This window comes from Citrobacter sp. Awk 2 (assembly GCF_028069815.1).
Lineage (GTDB): Bacteria > Pseudomonadota > Gammaproteobacteria > Enterobacterales > Enterobacteriaceae > Citrobacter.
In genome coordinates, this window is record NZ_JANEWL010000090.1 from 1 (window position 1) to 21,080 (window position 21,080).

Consider the following 21,080-nt stretch of genomic DNA (forward strand, 5'->3'; position numbering starts at 1 on the left):
CATAATGACATTTGTAATAATTGATAATACAAAAAATCGCCCACATCCTCAGGGTGTTTCAGTTTTAACCGTCAACGGAATTATTTTCGTTGTTGGCCGGATAAGCGCAAAGCGCTATCCGGCACGAGTCTTACAGAATATGCCCCAGCGTCTGGCGTAAATGCGCGCCGGAACCAAGCAGACCGGGATTCTCATGCACAATCAGATAGACCGGGATATCCTGCACATAGGCTTTAAAACGCCCTTTATCCTCAAAACCACCGCGAAAACCCGATGCTTTAAAGAATTCCAGGAAGCGCGGCACGATGCCACCGGCAATGTACACCCCGCCAAACGTCCCTAACGTTAATGCCAGATCGCCGCCAAACCGACCCATGATGACGCAAAACAGCGACAGGGCACGACGACAGTCAATACAGGAATCGGCCAGTGCGCGTTCCGTAATATCTTTCGGTTGCAGATTTTCCGGCAGACGTCCGTCGGATTTGACAATCGCGCGATACAGATTTACCAGCCCAGGACCGGACAGCACGCGCTCTGCCGAAACGTGACCAATCTCAGCCCTCAACACCTCCAGGATAATAGCTTCTTCCTCGCTGTTCGGCGCAAAATCTACATGCCCTCCCTCGCCTGGCAGGCTCACCCAGCGTTTATCCACATGTACCAGATGCGCTACGCCGAGACCGGTGCCTGCACCATAGACCGCAATAGGTTTGCCCTCGACAGGCTCAGCGCCGCCAAACTGGATCAAATGCTCTTTTTTCAGCATTGGGATTGCCATTGATACGGCAGTGAAATCATTGATGATTTCCAGATGGCTAAAGCCCAGATTCCTTTTCATCTCAGCAATAGAAAATGCCCAGGTATGGTTGGTCATAGCCACCCAGTCACCGGTTATTGGGCAGGCAATAGCGATACAGCCATCTTTGACGCTAACGCTATGCTCATCCAGGTACACGCGCACAACGGCTTCAAGGCTCGGGTAATCCAGCCCGGAATAGGTTTTCGCTTGCGAAATCTCGCCACTGGCAATATCGCACAGAGCAAGACGCGCGTTGGTGCCGCCAACATCACCCACTAAAGCATATTTTGTCATTCTTCCACGGCTCCGCTAAAGTCAGAATAAATCTTTGTCACACTGTAAATTCATGGGGGCATAACAACAACGCCCTGAAGACTGATGCCCGTGGAATATCGATCCAGGTCACAGAATTACTTTATCGTTTCAGCACCATTTGCAGCGATGCCGTTGGGCAGGCTGTGCAAACTACGTCTATGACTCTGCATTAAGGAATAGAAAATGCTCCATCCGCGAGCCAGAACGATGCTCTTGCTATCAACGCCTGCGTTACTGATTGGGGTAGCGTCCAGTCTGGTGCTGATTGCTGTGATGAAAGTGGCTTCCGTTTTACAGCAATTTTTGTGGGAACGTCTGCCCATAAGCATCGGTATTGCCCAGGATTCTCCATTCTGGATTATTGCTATGCTCACGCTTACCGGGGTCATGGTCGGGCTCATCATCCGCTACAGTCATGGTCATGCGGGCCCTGACCCAGCCTGTGAACCCTTAATCGGTATGCCCGTCTCGACCTCTGCGTTGCCAGGATTGCTGGCCGCCCTGATTATTGGCCTCGCAGGGGGTGTCAGTTTGGGTCCAGAGCACCCCATCATGACCGTTAACATTGCGCTGGCAGTGGCGATAGGTAGCCGCATGTTTCCGCGAATTGCGAAGCTGGACTGGACCATCCTCGCCTCTGCTGGCACCATCGGGGCACTATTTGGTACCCCGGTTGCCGCTGCGCTGGTCTTTTCGCAAACGCTGAACAGCTCCAACGATGTCCCCTTATGGGACCGTCTGTTCGCACCGTTAATGGCCGCCGCGGCAGGATCACTCACCACCAGCCTGTTCTTTCATCCCCACTTTTCGCTGCCTATCGCGCATTATACGCAGATGCATCTGGTCGATATCTTCAGTGGCGCGGTCGTTGCGGCCATTGCTATCGCGGCGGGGATGGTGGCCGTATGGTGTCTGCCGCGTTTGCACCATCTGATACATCGCCTGAAACACCCGGTGCTGATCCTCGGCGCGGGAGGCTTTATCCTCGGTATTTTGGGTGTTATCGGAGGACCACTGACTCTGTTTAAGGGTCTGGATGAGATGCAGCAAATGGCATTTAGCCAGACGCTGGGAGCCTCGGACTATTTCATGCTGGCGGTGATAAAGCTGGCGGCGCTGGTCGTGGCTGCTGCGAGTGGTTTTCGCGGTGGGCGGATTTTCCCTGCGGTATTCGTTGGCGTCGCGCTGGGGCTGATGCTGCACGCCCATGTCGAAGCCGTTCCTGCCGCGATTACGGTCTCCTGCGCCATTCTGGGATTGGTACTGGTCGTCACTCGTGATGCATGGCTGAGCCTGTTTATGGCGGCAGTGGTGGTGCCGGACACCACCCTACTACCGCTGTTGTGCATCGTCATGCTTCCGGCCTGGCTGCTATTAGCCGGAAAACCAATGATGATTGCTGACCGTCCCGATAAATAGCTACCCCCCGTTGCGGGATTCCAGCGCACGGGTCACCGTGCGCAAGAGTTCGGGAAGGTCAGCTTTCGGCAACACCACTTCTATCAACGAGAGGCGTTGCGGTTTTGCCAGACGAGCCAGAACCTCTTCCAGTTGGACAGCCTGCTTCACGCGCCAGCATTCCGCCTGACATTCACGACTTAGCGCCTGCGGCACCAGCGTCCAGCTCCATCCGGCTATATCATTGTATCGTTGGTTCGCACCATGAATGGCTCGTTCCACGGTATAACCGTCATTATTGAGCAGCAAAATAACAGGTGTTTGCCCGTCCCTAAGCATGGTTCCCAACTCCTGAATGGTGAGCTGTGCCGCGCCATCGCCAATAATCAGGATCACCCTACGGTGCGGGAAGGCTGTTTGCGCCCCGAATGCAGCAGGCAAAGCGTAACCGATTGACCCCCACAACGGCTGGACCAGTACTTCCACCCCGGCAGGAAGTGACAGCGCAGCTGCGCCAAATGCTGCGGTCCCCTGATCGACAAGGATAATATCGTCGGGGGCCAGATACTGTTGCACCGTATGCCAGAAATTTCCCTGCGTCAGAGGGCCTTTCTCAACCTGCAGACGCCCGGCACAAGGACGTTCAGGCGGAAGCGAAAACGACATTTCCAGGCACAGTTCCCGTAGCGTAGTAACCGCCTGTTCCATCGGGATGTTAAACCAGCTTCCCCCAACCCGCGACGCATGGGGTTGAACCTCAATCGTTCGCTCAAGAGGTAAGTTTTGCGTAAACCCGGCGGTCAGGGTGTCAACAAACCGGGTGCCGACGCAAATAATCGTATCGGCATCTTCTATCGCCTGGCGCACATAATCACTGCTGGCCCCCGCACTGTATGTGCCCACAAACGCCGGATGTCGCTCGTCAAACAATCCTTTGCCCATCAACAGCGTGGCATGAGCCATCGGCGTTTCCGTCATCCAGCGTTGTAAAACGGGCTGCAAGCCAAAGCGTAGCGCGAGAAAATCGGCTAATAGCGACACGCGCGAACTGTCCAGTAACTGCTCACGCGCATGATAGCGAAACGCAGCAGCTACACTACTTTCCGGCTCGCTCAAGGGAACAATAAGTATGTCACTCGGTGGTGTGGCGGGTTGTTTCGCAACATCAGCAGGTAGCATCAGGTAACCCGGTCGTCTTTCCGTTAACATCGCCTGCAACACGCGGTCAATTTCATAGCAGGCATTTTGTTCATCCAGCACTGCACTGGCTATCGTCACTGACTGTTGCATACGGTAGAAATGCTGAAAGTCACCGTCGCCGAGGGTGTGATGCATTAACTCGCCACGACGCTGAGCGCTGCGACATGGTGCCCCGACAATATGCAGGACAGGAACGTATTCCGCGTAACTTCCTGCAATGCCATTAATTGCGCTTAACTCGCCCACACCAAAAGTGGTAAGCAGCGCTCCCGCTCCAACTACCCTGGCATAGCCATCCGCGGCATACGCCGCATTCAATTCATTCGCACACCCGACCCAACGCACGCTTGAGTGGTCAATAACGTGGTCAAGAAACTGCAAATTGTAATCGCCCGGCACACCAAACAGATGGTCAATGCCACAGCCTGCCAGCCTGTCCAGCAGATAATCAGCAACGGAATACGGGGTTTGCATGACAGCTATCCTTCTGACGGTAACCTCATGTTGAGTATCGAAGAACTGTGATGACTGTCCAGGAATGTCGCTGCGAAGGAGGTGGAAAGCAGGGTGTACAGTTTTGACGATCAAAATGTCCTTGAAGAATCGATTGTGTAACCGTATACACTGAAAGGCACATATATTCTGGAAGGAGGCGACATGGCTTATCAGGCTAACGAAAATCGCTATCACACAATGGAATACCGCCGCTGCGGTCAGAGCGGGCTTAAACTGCCGATTGTCTCCCTGGGTCTGTGGCACAATTTTGGTGACACCACTCAGGTCGAAAACAGCCGAGCTTTATTACAGCACGCCTTCGATCTGGGGATCAGCCATTTTGATCTGGCGAATAACTACGGCCCACCGCCGGGTTCGGCTGAACGAAACTTCGGTCGCATCCTGCAGGAAGATTTTTTATCGTACCGGGATGAACTGATAATCTCGACTAAAGCGGGCTATACCATGTGGGAAGGTCCCTACGGTGACTGGGGATCGCGCAAGTACCTTATTGCCAGCCTCGATCAAAGCCTGAAACGTATGGGGCTGGAGTATGTTGATATCTTCTATCATCACCGCCCCGATCCCCAAACACCGCTCAGAGAAACCATGAACGCGCTGCATCATATTGTGCGTCAGGGGAAAGCGTTGTACGTAGGACTCTCTAACTATCCGACGGATCTCGCCAGGCAGGCGATCGAAATACTCGATGATTTAGGGACACCGTGTCTCATCCACCAGCCGAAATATTCCATGTTTGAACGCGAGGTTGAGGGGGGACTGCTGTCACTCTTACAGGAGAAAGGTGTGGGCAGTATCGCCTTTTCCCCACTGGCTGGCGGGCAATTAACTGACCGCTATCTGAACGGTATTCCGGCGGATTCCCGGGCAGCGAGTGCCAGCCGTTTTCTCAACCCAGACCAGATCACCCCACAAAAACTGGAAAAAGTCCGTGCCCTTAATGCGCTGGCCGGGCGCCGGGGACAAAAACTGTCCCAGATGGCGTTAGCCTGGGTTCTTCGCGATGATAAAGTGACGTCAGTACTGATTGGCGCCAGCAAACCTGCGCAAATTGAAGATGCCGTTGGCATGCTGGCAAACCGTCATTTCTCTGCCGAAGAGTGTGCGGAGATCGACGCCATCCTGGGTTGATGGAAATAAAGACACATTTATTAACAAAAAGTGCGCTCTCTGACGATTTAAGAGTTAAGGCGATGAAACGGGGCTTTACTGCCCCGTAATATTGCGTTAACAGGCCGGCTACGGCTCGATCGTGAAGGAGAGAAAGAATGTTCAGGTCACTGATTCTGGCGGCAGTCTTATTGGCTTTTGCACCGCTGGCCGCAAACGCTGGCGAAATTACCCTGCTGCCGTCGATTAAATTACAAATTGGCGATCGCGATAACTACGGCAACTACTGGGACGGTGGGCGCTGGCGTGACCGGGATTACTGGCACCATAATTATGAATGGCGCAAAAATCGTTGGTGGCGTCATGACAACGGCTATCATCGCGGCTGGGATAAGCGCAAAGCTTATGAGCGCGGCTATCGTGAAGGCTGGAACGATCGCGATGACCATCGCGGGCGTGGACGTGGCCACGGGCACCGCCATTAATGTAACAAATCCCCATCATGCGGGGAGTACTGTTCACACAAATCATCGAGTTAGCCAGGGCCTGTGTCTATACCCAGGCCCTTTTTGCATCACGCTTTGCCCATCGCCAGATGACGAGCAGTCACATCCGCTCTCCCCTGTTTTCCCGTAAATTTCCTGTTCATTTCACAAATTCGCAAAATCGGAAAAAAAAATTCCGATTTATCGTGTTTTTTTTGAACTTTGCGCGATAAATATTAACATTAATTTAATATTATAAAACCTGGGGTGAGCGCTAATGAAAAAACAAGAAAGACAAAAGGCCATTCGGGTTAAGTTAGTAACCGATAAAAAGGTTTATGTTAGCGAATTAGCAAAGGAATTATCTGTCACAACTCGCACGATCCGTAATGACTTAAATGAATTAAGTCAGAATAGTCTTTTCTCGTTATTTCATGGTGGTGCACAATTAAAAAGCGCATCTGATGAATCATTATTTGAACAGTCTTTCACCAACACCATATTGAATGGGTTCAAAAGCCACAAAGAAATTGTATCGGTTTCTGCTCATGCCAAAAAAAATAGCTATATAGATGATAGCATTTACATACTTGGTTCATTTAATATCGATATTGTTTCTGAAACGACGACATTCCCTCAGATTGGCCAGACCATCCGAGCCTCTGCAACCCGTTTTTATGCTGGAGGAAAAGGCACAAACCAGGCGGTTGCCGCGGCTAAAATCAATAACAATGTTCATCTTACCGTTAAGTTAGGAGCTGATGAGTTTTCCAAAAAAGCCAAAAGATATTTAACCAATACTGAAATTTCTTCTTTTTCTTTTTTTGAAAATGAAATGTCATCCACGGGCATTGCAATGGTATGGGTTTCAGGTGCCACGGGTGACAATATGATCAGTATCGATCTTGGGGCCAATGAAACATTTACCCAGGAAGATATTCTATTGGATATTGATACCATCCGTAATTGCAAAGTTTTTTTAACTCAGCTGGAGAATAATTTTCCGATCACGCGTTTCGCTATCATGCAGGCAAAACTCGGAAAATCGCTGGTTGTCCTGAACCCGGCACCTTATGTTTCAGAGATCAAAGAAATATTGCATTTAATTGACATTATTACGCCGAACAAAATTGAAGCTGAAGCGTTATCTGGTATCAACATTGTTGATATCTATTCGGCCAAAAATGCCGCCAGGAGCATTTATGTGCAAGGCGCAAAATGCGTCATTATCACGTTAGGTAGCGACGGTTGTCTGATCTTTGATGGCACAGTTTTCACGCATATTCCTGCCTATAAATCAGCCGTGGTCGATACCAGTGGAGCAGGCGATGCCTTTACCGGGGCACTGGCTGCATGCATTGCAAACGGTAAAGGACTCATCAATGCAGCGCAGTATGCTTCTGCGTTTGCCTCGTTGAAAGTTGAACGTAAAGGTGCATCAAATATGCCCAACAATTCACTCGTTTATCATCGTATGCAGTAGCTGTTTAGAGCATCATTCAGCCCCCTACACCTATAGGATAATTTCATGAAAAATAAAATGTTTTATCGTGTTATCGGTGCCACAGTCGGTTTAGCGCTTTCCGCCACTTTCACCGCCCCTGCTTTTGCCGCCGATACTCAGACGCATAAACCTAAAGTCGCGCTGGTGATGAAATCACTGGCAAATGAGTTTTTCCTGACCATGGAAACCGGAGCAAAAGAGTATCAGAAAAAAAATGCCGACAAGTTTGATTTGATTTCTAACGGCATCAAAAACGAAACAGATACGGCAAATCAAATCCAGATCGTTGAACAAATGATTGTCTCAAAAGCCGATGCGATTATCATTGCACCATCAGATTCGAAAGCCCTTGTACCAGTCATTAAGAAGGCAATTGATGCCGGTATTATTGTCATCAACATTGATAACAAATTTGATGACGGTGTACTTAAAGATAAAAACCTGAATATTCCTTTTGTTGGCCCGGATAACCAAAAAGGTGCAAAAGAAATTGGCGATTATTTAGCGAAGCATCTTAAGGCCGGCGATCAGGTTGGTATTATTGAGGGCATCCCTACCTCCAGCAACTCTCAGCAACGTACTCTGGGCTTCCAAAATGCAATGGCGCAGGGCGGTATGAAAGTCGTCTCTGTTCAATCTGGCCAGTGGGAAATTAACAACGCCAATGCGGTCGCTGCGGCAATGTTAAGTGAGTATCCTGATATCAAAGCACTGTTAGCCGATAACGATAATATGGCATTAGGTGCCGTTTCCGCCATCCGTTCTGCCGGGAAAAAAGGACAGGTTCTGGTTGTCGGCTATGACAATATCGAAGCGATTAAGCCTATGTTAAATGACGGTCGTGTTTTAGCAACCGCGGACCAATTTGCCTCTCAACAAGCTGTATTTGGTATTGATGCCGCCCTTGATGCCTTAAAAAATGGCAAAAAACAGAGTGAGCTCTCCAGCAACGTAGAAACACCAATAAAACTGATCGTCAAACAATAAGCGGATTACAGTGCGCCGCTGTGGTACTGCCATCAATTGAGTATCAGAGCGGCTTACAGGATAAGGCCAGAATATGAAAAGTGGGCAAGAAATCCTCACAATACAGGGGGTAGGTAAAACCTACAGTGAACCTGTTCTGGTGGATGTGACGCTAGCATTATATCCAGGAAAAGTACTGGCCCTGACGGGAGAAAACGGTGCCGGGAAAAGTACGTTATCAAAAATTATTGGCGGGTTAACCAACGCAACGACCGGGAAAATGGTTTATCAGGGGAAGCCTTACGCACCTGCGAGCCGAAAAGATGCAGAAAAGCTGGGTGTTCGCATGGTTATGCAAGAACTCAATTTACTGCCTACGTTGTCGGTTGCAGAAAATTTATTTCTCGAACAACTTCCGCATCGATTCGGCTGGATCGATCGAAAAAAGCTAGCAGAAATGGCCCGTCCGGTAATGGCAATGGTTGGGCTGCAATCAGTCGATCCAAATACGCTGGTGGGCGAATTGGGTATTGGTCACCAACAGATGATCGAAATCGCCAGAAACCTGATTGGTGAAAGCCGGGTACTGATTCTGGATGAACCGACGGCCATGCTTAGTAGTCGTGAGGTCGAACTGCTGTTTAAACAAATAGCGCTCTTCAAAGCCCGAGGCGTTTCAATAATTTATATTTCTCACCGACTGGATGAGCTTGCGATGATAGCCGATGACATCGCGGTACTACGTGATGGTCATTTGGTTTGCGTGGACGATATTAAACGTTATACCCGCGATCAACTTGTTTCGTTGATGGTCGGCCGCGATTTAGAAAGTTCATTTGATTTAAGTGGACGCCAGGCAGGTCAGCCCATCCTGAAAGTGGAAAATTTTAAGCGTGGGAAAATCATTCGCGACACGTCGTTTACCTTGCATAGTGGCGAAGTGCTCGGCATTAGTGGCCTGGTCGGCTCTGGCAGGACAGAGCTGCTACGCGCTATTTTTGGCGCGGACAAAATAGACAGTGGCACATTACTGATTGGCACTCCACTAAAACCGGTGGTGATCCGTTCGCCTGCACAAGCTATCCGACACGGTATCGCCTTAGTCACTGAGGATCGTAAAGGTGAAGGGCTTCTGCTACCACAGTCGGTTGCCGCAAATATCTCGTTGGGTAACAGCGACAAAATTAGCCATCTGTCGGTCGTTAACACATTGAGTGAAACCACATTAGCGAATAAGCACATCAAAAATTTAGGCGTTCGTACAACGAACACCTCACAGGCTGTGGAAAGCCTGTCAGGTGGTAACCAGCAGAAAGTTCTCATTAGCCGCTGGCTGGAGCGAGACTGTGAAGTCGTCTTATTTGATGAGCCGACTCGCGGTATTGATGTAGGTGCCAAGCAAGATATTTATCAATTACTGAATACGTTAACGGCGAAGGGAAAAGGCGTTGTTGTCGTTTCCAGCGACCTGCGCGAACTGATGCTGGTTTGCGATCGTATTGCGGTCATTTCCGATGGCAAGTTAGTGAACACATTTACACGTGATAACTGGAGCCAGGATCGCATTTTAGCGGCTGCATTTTCGGCCTATCAGCATTCAGAAGAGACTGTCAGCGAGTAGCCGGGGATAAAAAATGAAAAACAATTTTGCGACAAAACAAGCGGCAGCAGAGAAACGAAATATACCGACGTCATGGAAAGGTCTAAGTAGCTATATCGGGTTGCTCGGAGCGTTAGCCGCAATGATCGTCCTATTTTCATGCCTCAGTTCTCATTTCTGGAGCATGAACACTTTCAGCACTATTGCGAATCAGATCCCCGATTTAATCGTCATGTCGGTGGGGATGACATTTATCTTAATCATTGCCGGCATCGACCTTTCCGTTGGATCGTTGCTGGCGCTTGCTGCTGCGGTCGTCAGCGTCACCTATTTAAATTTTCATTGGACGCCCTGGCTGGCCGCGCTTTCAGGCGTAGCACTCGCCACATTCGTTGGGGCGCTAACGGGCCTGATTACCGTTGCCTGGCGTATTCCGGCGTTTATCGTCTCACTGGGCGTTCTGGAAATGGCCCGCGGAGCAGCGTATCAGTTAACTGACTCGCGGACCGCGTATATCGGTTCTATTTATGATTATTTAGCCGACCCCATTCTCTTTGGCGTCTCCCCTTCTTTTATTATCGCGATCGTTGTCATTGTCGCTGGACATCTGGTGCTGACGCGAACCGTATTTGGTCGCCATTTGATCGGTATTGGCACCAATGAAGAAGCCGTTCGATTGTCAGGTATAAATCCGGGTCCTTATAAGATCGCAGTCTTTGCTTTGATGGGGGGATTATCCGGTCTGGCGTCGCTGTTTCAGGTTGCCCGTCTTGAAGCCGCCGACCCCAATAGCGGCGTTGGCATGGAACTACAGGTGATTGCCGCCGTTGTGATTGGTGGCACGAGCCTGATGGGAGGACGTGGCTCTATTATCTGTACGTTTCTTGGCGCGTTGATTATTTCCGTTCTGGCAGCGGGACTGGCGCAAATTGGCGCAAGCGAGCCGACAAAACGTTTTATAACAGGGGCCGTGATAATCGTTGCAGTGGTACTTGATACATACCGTAGCCACTTAAATAAAAAATAATCATGAGGGTTACCCGGCTTGACCGGGTAACCACAGCAGATGAAAGCCCTGTTACAATCCGAGCGCGGTTCCGACGAGCAGCCAAATATTCAGTGCCACGACCAGCACCACAATCACCCAGCCTATCTGTTTCACCCAACGGCTATTAACTAAATCCCCCATCAGTTGGCTGTTGCTGGTAAAAATCAGTAGCGGTACCAGCGCCAGGGCGATACCAAAGCTGAGTAATACCTGACTCATCACCAGAATCCGGGTGGGATCAAGCCCCATTAGAATCACAATAAATGACGGCATCATGGTGACGCTACGACGCACCCAGAGCGGGATATGAAAGCGGATAAAACCTTGCATAACCACCTGCCCCGCCAGCGTGCCAACCACGGTAGAGGAAAGCCCTGCTGCCACCAGGCTTAAACCAAATACGGTAGCAGCAGCATGGCTCAGCAGCGGTTCAAGCGTCAGATAGGCCTGGTCCAGGTCTGCGATACCGGTATGCCCGCTAAAGTGAAACGCGGCTGCTGCGGTCGCCATCATCGCCAGATTCACAAATCCGGCAATCGTCATGGCGATAGCCACATCCCATTTCGTCGCTGCGTAACGCTGTTGGCGCGTACCACCGTGCAAATGCTGGGTTAAGGAGGAGTGCAGATAAATGACGTGCGGCATGATGGTAGCGCCAAGCACACCGGCCGCCAGGAACACCGCTTCAGAATTGGGCAGACTTGGTATAACCATTCCTTTGCTAAGCTGCGCAAGGTTCGGTTGGGAAAAGATCAGCTCGACAATGTATGCCGCGGCCACGAATAACAACAAACCGCCGATCACTTTTTCCAGGGGTTTCTGCCCGCGACGCTGCAGCATCAGAATTAAAAATGTCGCAATACCCGTGAGCACAGCCCCCTGCAGCAGCGAAACGCCAAGGATGAGTTTAAAGCCAATCGCAGCGCCAATAAATTCTGCAAGATCGGTCGCCATCGCAATAATTTCGGCCTGTACCCAGTAAAACCAAACCACTGGACGAGGATAGTGATCACGGATCTGTTCCGCCAGGTTTTTACCGGTGGCAATGCCAAGCTTGGCCGACAGCACCTGAATCAGCATAGCCATCAGGTTTGCCCAGACCACAACCCACAGCAGTTTGTAGCCAAAGCTGGCCCCTGCCTGGATATTCGTAGCAAAGTTACCGGGATCGATATATCCGATAGCCGCGATGAACGCAGGTCCCATTAATGCGAGCTTCAACTTGCGCGCTGCCCGTCCACTGCTACTCTCAACGCGATCGTTAGTCATTTTAGTGCCTCAGAAACATAGCCTTTGCTATGTTTCAAGCTACGCCTATTGAGAATGATTATCAAATTCATTTTAATGGGTGAAGTTGATTTCTCTGATAGCGTTTGTCTATGGAACGGTAAGAAATTTGGAAATGCCGGTAAGATGTTTGATTATTGTTATGAGATTAGCACAGTGACATAACTTTTCACTTCCATACTAAACATAATGGAAGTGTATCACCGATCACTAATTTTGAATCTCGTCACAGGTCCTTATTATAGTGTGTGTTTGATCTCGTTTTCTTTACTGTTGTTACATAGAATGTGCACGAAAACTAAATCTGCCTCAAATTTGGAGCAAATATGGACCGCGTTCTTCACTTTGTCCTGGCCCTTGCCGTGGTTGCGGTACTCGCACTGCTGGTAAGCAGTGACCGTAAAAAAATCCGCATTCGTTATGTTATTCAATTGCTTGTTATCGAAGTGTTACTGGCATGGTTCTTCCTGAACTCTGATGTCGGCCTGGGCTTTGTAAGAGGCTTCTCCGAGATGTTTGAAAAACTGCTCGGATTCGCTAATGAAGGGACTAACTTTGTCTTCGGCAGTATGAATGATAAAGGCCTGGCATTCTTCTTCCTGAAAGTGCTTTGCCCAATCGTCTTCATTTCCGCCCTGATCGGTATTTTGCAGCATATCCGTGTTCTGCCGGTTATCATCCGCGCGATTGGTTTCCTGTTATCCAAAGTGAACGGTATGGGCAAACTGGAATCCTTCAACGCCGTTAGCTCCCTGATCCTGGGTCAGTCCGAGAACTTTATCGCCTATAAAGATATCCTCGGTAAAATGTCTCGCAACCGCATGTACACCATGGCAGCAACGGCGATGTCTACCGTTTCCATGTCTATCGTCGGCGCGTACATGACGATGCTGGAACCAAAATACGTTGTTGCTGCGCTGGTTCTGAACATGTTCAGCACCTTTATTGTTCTGTCACTGATCAACCCTTATACCGTTGATGCCAGCGAAGAAAATATTCAGATGTCCAATCTGCACGAAGGTCAGAGCTTCTTCGAAATGTTGGGTGAATACATTCTGGCAGGCTTCAAAGTTGCGATTATCGTTGCGGCAATGCTGATTGGTTTCATCGCGCTGATCGCTGCCCTGAACGCCCTGTTCGCTACCGTTACCGGTTGGTTTGGCTACAGCATCTCCTTCCAGGGCATCCTGGGTTACATCTTCTACCCGATTGCATGGGTGATGGGTGTGCCGTCCAGCGAAGCGCTGCAGGTGGGCAGTATCATGGCAACCAAACTGGTTTCCAACGAATTCGTCGCAATGATGGACCTGCAGAAAATCGCCTCTACGCTCTCTCCGCGCGCTGAAGGCATTATCTCTGTATTCCTGGTTTCCTTCGCGAACTTCTCTTCTATCGGTATCATTGCAGGTGCAATTAAAGGCCTGAACGAAGAGCAAGGTAACGTGGTTTCTCGCTTTGGTCTGAAACTGGTATACGGTTCTACGCTGGTCAGCGTACTGTCTGCTTCCATTGCAGCACTGGTGCTGTAAGACGACATCAATACAGCCGTTACCAAACCGGGGATATTCTCCCCGGTTTTTTTATGTCTGTTATCCAGCAATCTAAGCAAATAAGCGAGAAACATAGGCAGGAAGCAGATGCAAAAAACCCCCGCTTTTCAGCGAGGGTTTCAATTTTGGTGGAGCTAAGCGGGATCGAACCGCTGACCTCTTGCATGCCATGCAAGCGCTCTCCCAGCTGAGCTATAGCCCCACGATGCGTTTACGTACCAAATTCATTGGGATTAAATTTGGTGGAGCTAAGCGGGATCGAACCGCTGACCTCTTGCATGCCATGCAAGCGCTCTCCCAGCTGAGCTATAGCCCCGTCACGTAAAGCTTGTCGAGTTGACGGGCGGCATCATATGAATTCCCTTCGCGTGTGTCAACGGCAAAATTAACTCATAGAATTCAATCGCTGAAAAAGCAGGCAAATGAAGAACATTGCGCAACAACTCGCATTCAGTAGTTAAACGCGTCACGGTTTCTACTAAAATGGTGCTATAAAATGAGCCACTAATTAACCCCACGACTATTCAGGGAATCGTTATGTTCAAGGAACGGATGACGCCAGAAGAACTTGCTAATCTGACCGGATACAGCCGACAGACCATCAATAAATGGGTGCGCAAGGAAGGTTGGGCTACCTCGCCCAAACCAGGCGTTCAGGGCGGTAAAGCCCGTCTGGTTCACGTTACCGAACAAGTTCGTGAATACATTCGCAGTGCTGAGCGTTCAGCGGAAGGCTTATCAGATAATTTATCTTTATCAGGTGACACCTCCATCGAAGCTCTACTGATAAGACTCGCCAAAGAAATGACGCCATCAGAACAGAAAATGTTTACGTCGCTGATCCTGCGTGAAGGCATTACGGGTTTGTTACAACGCTTAGGGATTCGCGACAACAAATAATATGAAAAAATTACGCAGTAAAATGACCACCGAAGAGCTGGCTGAATGCCTCGGTGTCGCCAAACAAACCGTCAATCGTTGGATCAGAGAGCAAAACTGGACAACCGAAAAATTTCCCGGTGTTAAAGGTGGTCGCGCAAGGCTTATTCATATTGATGCAGGCGTCCGAGAGTTTCTGCTCAATATTCCAGCTTTTCGCAAGGTGCCAGAATTTTATCAGGCAGAAGAACCGCTTGCCGAGTATACACACGTGGTTCGCAGCCACGCCTGCCGTCAGATAATCAGCGCACTGGATAACATGTCGCCAACGGAACAGGAAAAACTGGCGATGTATATTTCGCGCGAAGGTATTCGCACTTTCCTGACCCGTCTGGGCATTGATGAGTCTGAATAAATACCAAAAAAAACGGCAGGCTATGCGCCTGCCGTTTTTTTATCTCTTAACCCGTCTTACTGCTGACTTTCACGCTCAGCAATAAACGCGAGCGCTTTGTTAATACGTTCAATGCTGCGAGATTTACCAATCGCATGCACCGTAACGTCTAACGCAGGAGACTGACCCGCACCGGTTACGGCTACGCGCAGCGGCATCCCGACTTTCCCCATACCCACTTCCAGCTCATCAGCGGTTGCCTGAATCGCGTGGTGCACGTTTTCCGCGGTCCATTCGCTGATAGCAGCCAGTTTGTCGCGAACCACTTCCAGCGGCTGACGGGCAACCGGACGCAGGTGTTTCTTCGCTGCATCGGCATCGAACTCAGCAAAGTCTTCGTAGAAGTAGCGGCAGCTCTGCGCCATCTCTTTCAGCGTCTTACAGCGTTCACCCAGCAGTTTTACCAGCTCAGACAACTGCGGGCCAACGCGCGTATCGATATTTTCCTGCTCGATGTGCCACTGCAGATGTGTCGCCACATATTCTGGCGCCAGTGCATTAATGTAGTGGTGGTTCAGCCACTGCAGTTTTTCAGTGTTGAACGCGCTTGCAGACTTGCTCACCGCACCGAGAGAGAACAGTTTGATCATTTCTTCACGGGTGAAGATCTCCTGATCGCCGCTGGACCACCCCAGACGTACCAGATAGTTCAGCAACGCTTCTGGCAGGTAGCCGTCGTCGCGATACTGCATAACGCTGACCGCACCGTGACGTTTAGAGAGTTTTTTGCCGTCGTCGCCGTTGATCATCGATACGTGAGCATAAACCGGGACCGGTGCGTTCAACGCTTTCAGGATGTTGATCTGACGTGGGGTGTTGTTGATATGGTCTTCGCCACGAATGACGTGGGTGATTTCCATATCCCAGTCATCAACCACAACGCAAAAGTTATAAGTCGGGGAACCATCAGTACGGCGGATGATCAGGTCGTCCAGCTCCTGGTTGCTGAATTCGATCGGCCCACGGATCTGGTCATCAAAAATAACGGACCCGTCCTGCGGGTTCGCAAAGCGTACGACGCAAGGTTCGTCATCCGCGTGGTGCTCATGGCTATGACGGCAGCGACCGTCGTAACGTGGTTTCTCGCCATTCGCCATCTGCTCTTCGCGCAGCGCGTCCAGGCGTTCTTTGGAGCAATAGCATTTATATGCCGTACCTGCTTCCAGCATCTCATCGATGACAGCATTGTAACGATCAAAACGTTTAGTCTGGAAATACGGGCCCTCATCCCACTCCAGATTCAGCCAGTTCATGCCATCCATAATGGCTTCAATAGCTTCCGGCGTGGAGCGTTCGAGATCGGTGTCTTCAATACGCAGCACAAACTCACCGCCATGGTTACGTGCAAAAAGCCAGGAATAAAGAGCAGTACGCGCACCGCCGACGTGCAGGTAACCTGTCGGGCTTGGCGCGAAGCGAGTTTTGATTTTCATGAAATGGCCTTACGTTTATAAAGATGCCGACAACCGGCAAATCCTGGGAAGATTATCAGGCTGGTATTCTATCACTGTGGTCTGATTCCTCAATGTTGTTCAGGTTGGAACATCACGCTTTGCCATTTTCGTATACAAATCATGCGACATGGATTGTTTTGCGATCGTTTTGCTTAAATTTACGACGAACGAACAATTTCTTTAGAAAATGCGTTGACTCATTTTCAACTCTCCCTATAATGCGACTCCACACAGCGGGGGTGATTAGCTCAGCTGGGAGAGCACCTCCCTTACAAGGAGGGGGTCGGCGGTTCGAACCCGTCATCACCCACCAACTACTTTAAGTAGTCTCCGCCGTGTAAAGTAAGAAATTGAGAAGTGGGTGATTAGCTCAGCTGGGAGAGCACCTCCCTTACAAGGAGGGGGTCGGCGGTTCGATCCCGTCATCACCCACCACTTTCTCGCCAGCTGGATTTCTTACAATAAAATGAAGTACCGAAGTGGGTGATTAGCTCAGCTGGGAGAGCACCTCCCTTACAAGGAGGGGGTCGGCGGTTCGATCCCGTCATCACCCACCACTTCGGGTCGTTAGCTCAGTTGGTAGAGCAGTTGACTTTTAATCAATTGGTCGCAGGTTCGAATCCTGCACGACCCACCAATGTAAAAAGGCGCCCTAAAGGCGCCTTTTTGCTATCTGCGATATGAAAGATTCGAACCTGCAGCAGGTTCGGGTCGAACGTAGTGAGACAACGGAGCCGTTTACGGCGACGGCCCGAAGGGCGAGCGAAGCGAGTCATCCTGCACGACCCACCAATGTAAAAAGGCGCCCTAAAGGCGCCTTTTTGCTATGCGCAAAATTTAACGATTCGAACCTGCAGCAGGTTCGGGTCTTGCCTGATGCGCTGCGCTTATCAGGCCTACAGACAATACCGCACACGCGTGGGCTGGATAAGACGTTAGTCGTCATCCGGCACAGACAACACTACACGCGTAGGCCGGATAAGACGTTAGTCGCCATCCGGCACAGACAATACCGCACGCGTAGGCCGGATAAGACGTTAGTCGCCATCCGGCACAGACAACACTACACGCGTAGGCCGGATAAGACGTTAGTCGCCATCCGGCACAGACATCACATCGTCAATGCCGCTACCAGTTTCTCCAGCGCGGGCGTTGCCTGTTGTTGGTCGTACACAATGTACAAATCCGCCGGAATACGTTCCTCTAACGGGCGGAACACCACTCCCGGCCAGTTCATCTGCGCATAACTGTCTGCGATTAAGGTAATCCCAATCCCCATACTGATCATCGCCAGTACCGTTTGCGGCTCCCTCACCTCGCGAATAATCATTGGCGTAAAGCCGACGCTCAGGCAAACACGCTGCAAAAATGTCCAGTCAGTATGAACGGAAGGCATCGTGACAAAATATTCGTTCCGTAACGCTTCCAATGGTATCGCTGCAAGCGCGGCCAGTGGGTGCTCTTCTGGCATCGCTACCAGAAAAGAGGACTCATGCAAACGCAAGCTGGTGAATCCAGGCGAAGGTTCAGTCGCCATCCGCCATACTCCTGCATCCAGCTCACGCCGCTCCAGCATCGTCATCTGCATTGCCGGCATATGCTCGCGAAATAGCACTTCAACGTTGGGATTTTCCTTCAAAAAACGCCGCATGACCGGGCGCATTTTTCCCCACATTGCCGTACCGATAACACCAAGTTCAATTCGTCCTGTTTCACCACGACCAATCTGCTCTACGCGTGCCAATGCCTGATTGGCGCTGGCTAACAAACGACGGGACTCCTCCATCAAAATAGTCCCTGCATGGGTTAACGCAACACTACGGGAGTGACGGATGAACAGCAAAGTGCCAAGTTGATGTTCAAGTTCTTTGATATGAATACTCAAAGGGGGTTGCGACATATTCAACCGGGCAGCAGCCCGACCAAAATGCAGTTCTTCTGCAACAGCAAGGAAATAACGCAATAACTTCAGATCAATACGATGGGCACGTTCCATAACTGTTGCACTCCATGAATGAGGGATAAGGTCTGGAATTTACCACATTACCTGATAAAAAAGAGTTTTAACGACCAGATATCCGATATGCATACAGATAATAGAGAGTACGTTGGGAAAAGACAGGCATGAAAATAGATATATAGCGTAAAATTAATAATGTGCCATTGTCAGCCTCAATACCCTAAAAGGGAATTACTTCTTTACGCATTGCTGTCGCTTATAAAGCAAACTGGCGAGTATTTACTCGCCAGTGATATATAAATTAATGTGCCAATGAGTTAGTCGCCAACTTTTCTGGATGATGCTGGTACTTAAAGAACAATGCGAATACAACCGCCAGCGCCAGTGCATAAGCAGCAAATACCAGCCAGATGGTTTGCCAGTCTTTTACTCCATCAATAGAGAAATAATCGACAGCCATACCGCTTAAAATCGAACCTACCCATGCACCAACACCATTCACCATCGTCATAAACAGCCCTTGTGCACTGGCACGTATATTGGAACTGACCTCCTGCTCCACAAACACCGAACCTGAGATGTTGAAGAAATCAAACGCACAGCCGTAGACAATCATCGACATAAGAAGCAGCACAAAACCAAACGGAGAAGGATCGCCGAACGCAAAGAACCCAAAGCGCAACGTCCACGCCAGCATGCTCATCAGCATCACCGTTTTGATGCCAAAGCGTTTGAGAAAGAACGGGATAGTGAGGATAAAGCCGACTTCTGCCATCTGAGAAACCGACAATAGAATTGAAGGATATTGCACCACAAAGCTATTGGCAAACTCAGGGTTACGGGCGAAATCATGCAGGAACGGATTACCAAAGACGTTGGTAATTTGCAGTACCGCCCCCAGCATCATTGCAAACAAAAAGAAGATTGCCATACGCGGGTTTTTAAACAGAACAAACGCATCCAGTCCCAACTTACTGGCAAGTGTTGCTGATTCTTTTTTCTCTGCAACCGGAATTTTCGGCAACGTGAGAGCATAAAGCGCAAGCAGCAACGATGCACCGGAGGCGATATACAACTGTGCGCTGCTCAATTCCAGCCCCATCAGACTGACTGTCCACATAGCCACGATAAACCCAATGGTGCCAAAAACGCGTACGGGTGGAAATGATGTGACAGGGTCCAGACCCGCTTTTGCCAGGCAAGAGTAGGAAACACTGTTCGATAATGCGATCGTCGGCATGTAGGCCATGGCATTGACTAACATGACCCAAAACATCGTGTCCGAATCCGTGACGGTTGTGGCATACAGCAACACACCGGCGCAGACCAGATGGCACAGCATATACGCACGTTCCGCGCGTAACCATTTGTCGGCAATGATCCCCATAATGCCAGGCATAATAATCGCCGCCAGGCCTTTGGAGCTGTATACCATGCCAACGTTGGCCCCCGTAAAATGTAAGGTGTTTATCATGTATGAACCCAGGGTTACCAACCAACTACCCCAGATAAAATATTGCAAAAACGACATAATTTTTAATCGGGAAATAATACCCATTTTTTATTCCTTGCCGTAGGGTAAAGCCCCTGATGCGGGGCTATTGTTATTGTGTATTTAGGCCAGCTTGCGTAAGAAACCACAAATCAGATTGATAAAGTTCTGACGAGAAAGTTCGGCTGCTGCCAGTGTTTGCTCATGGGACAGTTTTACATCACCCAATCCTTCCGCCAGATTGGTAATCGCTGATACTGCCACAACTTTCAGGTCGCAATGGCGAGCAGCAATAACTTCAGGTACAACAGACATGCCCACCACATCGCCGCCAATAATTTGCATCATGCGAATCTCAGCTGCTGTTTCGAAGTTCGGTCCAGGATAAGAAACAAATACGCCTTCAGTGAGAGGGAATCCTTCATCTGCCGCAACGGTCTGGAGAATGGCGCGGTAATCTGCATCATAAGCATTCGCCAATGAGAAGAAGCGATCGCCAAAACGCTCATCATTTAACCCAACCATCGGGGTACCCGGCATCGTATTGATATGGTCGCGTAGTGCAACCAGGCTCCCCGGCCCCACTTCAGGACGTAAAGATCCCGCGGCATTAGTGCTGAACAACAATTCGCAACCCAGTAATTTCAGCGTACGAACGGCGTCAGTCATTACCGCCATACCACGGCCTTCATAAAAATGGCCACGCCCTTTCATGCAAGCTACCGGGACCCCTGCCAGATGACCAAGCACCAGTTCTCCGGCATGCCCATGGACGGTACTCACCGGGAAACCCGGCAGCTTTTCGTAGGAAATAGCCACAGCACCTTCAATTTGTTCAGCCAGCGCGCCCAGACCGGACCCCAGAATAAAGGCGACACGTGGGGTAAAGTCGGGTTTATAGCGACGAATAATATCAGCACTGTACCAGGGATTTTGCGAGAAAGAGTGGCTCATGATATGTCCTTCTAAGGGCTTATTAATTGAATGAAATCTGACACCCTTCGTTTATAGCGGGAATCACATGAGCCTTACCAATACCGTTTCCTGCATAATTCAATAT

General features: G+C 49.8%; 18 protein-coding genes, 6 tRNA genes and 1 other RNA gene. 15 read left to right on the forward strand and 10 right to left on the reverse strand.

Annotated features, from left to right (window positions below):
- Positions 1-130 precede the first annotated feature (130 nt).
- A complete protein-coding gene (gene glk, locus NNO02_RS18555) occupies positions 131-1,096 on the reverse strand; it encodes a glucokinase (protein ID WP_271455459.1) in 966 nt (321 codons plus the stop codon).
- A gap of 204 nt (positions 1,097-1,300) precedes the next feature.
- Here glk and NNO02_RS18560 point away from each other — a divergent pair, with 204 nt between their 5' ends.
- On the forward strand, positions 1,301-2,536 hold the full coding sequence (locus tag NNO02_RS18560; RefSeq protein ID WP_271455460.1) for an ion channel protein: 1,236 nt from the start codon (positions 1,301-1,303) through the stop codon (positions 2,534-2,536).
- Here the strand turns inward: NNO02_RS18560 and NNO02_RS18565 are convergent, their stop codons facing one another.
- Positions 2,537-4,189: an alpha-keto acid decarboxylase family protein gene (locus NNO02_RS18565; RefSeq protein WP_271448559.1), complete on the reverse strand. Its 1,653-nt coding sequence runs from the start codon at positions 4,187-4,189 to the stop codon at positions 2,537-2,539.
- Positions 4,190-4,372: 183 nt separating this feature from the next.
- On the opposite strand from NNO02_RS18565, the gene mgrA reads away from it, so the two are divergent.
- The 6 genes from mgrA (at position 4,373) to NNO02_RS18595 (ending at position 10,923) form a co-directional block, all read left to right on the forward strand.
- The gene (gene mgrA, locus NNO02_RS18570; protein ID WP_271448560.1) at positions 4,373-5,362 is read left to right on the forward strand and encodes an L-glyceraldehyde 3-phosphate reductase; all 990 of its coding nucleotides are present in this window, start codon (positions 4,373-4,375) and stop codon (positions 5,360-5,362) included.
- A gap of 137 nt (positions 5,363-5,499) precedes the next feature.
- Entirely contained in the window at positions 5,500-5,826 is a 327-nt protein-coding gene (gene ypeC, locus NNO02_RS18575) for a DUF2502 domain-containing protein YpeC (RefSeq protein WP_005122377.1), read from the forward strand.
- 277 nt (positions 5,827-6,103) lie between these two features.
- A complete protein-coding gene (locus tag NNO02_RS18580; protein ID WP_271448561.1) occupies positions 6,104-7,309 on the forward strand; it encodes a PfkB family carbohydrate kinase in 1,206 nt (401 codons plus the stop codon).
- Between the two features lie 45 nt (positions 7,310-7,354).
- Complete coding sequence (locus tag NNO02_RS18585) at positions 7,355-8,317, forward strand: sugar ABC transporter substrate-binding protein (protein ID WP_137384263.1); 963 nt, start codon at positions 7,355-7,357, stop codon at positions 8,315-8,317.
- 73 nt (positions 8,318-8,390) lie between these two features.
- Positions 8,391-9,917, forward strand: coding sequence for a sugar ABC transporter ATP-binding protein (locus tag NNO02_RS18590; protein WP_271455461.1), 1,527 nt, complete (start codon positions 8,391-8,393; stop codon positions 9,915-9,917).
- Between the two features lie 13 nt (positions 9,918-9,930).
- Positions 9,931-10,923: an ABC transporter permease gene (locus NNO02_RS18595; RefSeq protein ID WP_271455462.1), complete on the forward strand. Its 993-nt coding sequence runs from the start codon at positions 9,931-9,933 to the stop codon at positions 10,921-10,923.
- A gap of 51 nt (positions 10,924-10,974) precedes the next feature.
- On the opposite strand, the gene NNO02_RS18600 is transcribed toward NNO02_RS18595, so the two are convergent.
- Entirely contained in the window at positions 10,975-12,213 is a 1,239-nt protein-coding gene (locus NNO02_RS18600) for an Nramp family divalent metal transporter (RefSeq protein WP_137384265.1), read from the reverse strand.
- Positions 12,210-12,284, reverse strand: a complete 75-nt coding sequence (locus NNO02_RS23885; RefSeq protein ID WP_418219455.1) for a hypothetical protein — start codon at positions 12,282-12,284, stop codon at positions 12,210-12,212. The genes NNO02_RS18600 and NNO02_RS23885 overlap by 4 nt, the downstream gene beginning before the upstream one ends.
- A gap of 273 nt (positions 12,285-12,557) precedes the next feature.
- Between NNO02_RS23885 and nupC the strand changes: the two genes are divergently transcribed.
- A complete protein-coding gene (gene nupC / locus NNO02_RS18605) occupies positions 12,558-13,760 on the forward strand; it encodes a nucleoside permease NupC (protein ID WP_048210997.1) in 1,203 nt (400 codons plus the stop codon).
- A gap of 147 nt (positions 13,761-13,907) precedes the next feature.
- Here nupC and NNO02_RS18610 read toward each other — a convergent pair.
- Positions 13,908-13,983 (reverse strand) — tRNA-Ala (locus NNO02_RS18610).
- Positions 13,984-14,021: 38 nt separating this feature from the next.
- Positions 14,022-14,097 (reverse strand) — tRNA-Ala (locus tag NNO02_RS18615).
- Between the two features lie 221 nt (positions 14,098-14,318).
- Between NNO02_RS18615 and NNO02_RS18620 the strand changes: the two genes are divergently transcribed.
- A complete protein-coding gene (locus NNO02_RS18620) occupies positions 14,319-14,681 on the forward strand; it encodes a YfeC-like transcriptional regulator (RefSeq protein ID WP_003028277.1) in 363 nt (120 codons plus the stop codon).
- A 1-nt stretch (position 14,682) separates the two neighbouring features.
- A complete protein-coding gene (locus tag NNO02_RS18625) occupies positions 14,683-15,075 on the forward strand; it encodes a MerR family transcriptional regulator (protein WP_005130008.1) in 393 nt (130 codons plus the stop codon).
- A 56-nt stretch (positions 15,076-15,131) separates the two neighbouring features.
- Here NNO02_RS18625 and gltX read toward each other — a convergent pair whose 3' ends face one another.
- Complete coding sequence (gene gltX / locus NNO02_RS18630; RefSeq protein WP_271455463.1) at positions 15,132-16,547, reverse strand: glutamate--tRNA ligase; 1,416 nt, start codon at positions 16,545-16,547, stop codon at positions 15,132-15,134.
- 258 nt (positions 16,548-16,805) lie between these two features.
- On the opposite strand from gltX, the gene NNO02_RS18635 reads away from it, so the two are divergent.
- The 5 genes from NNO02_RS18635 to NNO02_RS18655 all read left to right on the forward strand — a co-directional run bounded on the left by NNO02_RS18635 (position 16,806) and on the right by NNO02_RS18655 (position 17,360).
- Positions 16,806-16,881 (forward strand) — tRNA-Val (locus NNO02_RS18635).
- Between the two features lie 46 nt (positions 16,882-16,927).
- Positions 16,928-17,003 (forward strand) — tRNA-Val (locus NNO02_RS18640).
- Positions 17,004-17,049: 46 nt separating this feature from the next.
- Positions 17,050-17,125: transfer RNA gene (locus NNO02_RS18645), tRNA-Val, on the forward strand.
- Positions 17,126-17,129: 4 nt separating this feature from the next.
- Positions 17,130-17,205, forward strand: a tRNA-Lys gene (locus NNO02_RS18650).
- 29 nt (positions 17,206-17,234) lie between these two features.
- A non-coding RNA gene (locus NNO02_RS18655) (RtT sRNA) lies at positions 17,235-17,360 on the forward strand.
- 319 nt (positions 17,361-17,679) lie between these two features.
- On the opposite strand, the gene NNO02_RS18660 is transcribed toward NNO02_RS18655, so the two are convergent.
- The 3 genes from NNO02_RS18660 to xapA all read right to left on the reverse strand — a co-directional run bounded on the left by NNO02_RS18660 (position 17,680) and on the right by xapA (position 20,974).
- The gene (locus tag NNO02_RS18660) at positions 17,680-18,564 is read right to left on the reverse strand and encodes a LysR family transcriptional regulator (RefSeq protein WP_271440201.1); all 885 of its coding nucleotides are present in this window, start codon (positions 18,562-18,564) and stop codon (positions 17,680-17,682) included.
- Between the two features lie 265 nt (positions 18,565-18,829).
- The gene (locus tag NNO02_RS18665) at positions 18,830-20,086 is read right to left on the reverse strand and encodes a nucleoside permease (protein ID WP_271448564.1); all 1,257 of its coding nucleotides are present in this window, start codon (positions 20,084-20,086) and stop codon (positions 18,830-18,832) included.
- Positions 20,087-20,143: 57 nt separating this feature from the next.
- Positions 20,144-20,974, reverse strand: a complete 831-nt coding sequence (gene xapA, locus NNO02_RS18670) for a xanthosine phosphorylase (RefSeq protein WP_271440199.1) — start codon at positions 20,972-20,974, stop codon at positions 20,144-20,146.
- Between the last annotated feature and the right edge of the window lie 106 nt (positions 20,975-21,080).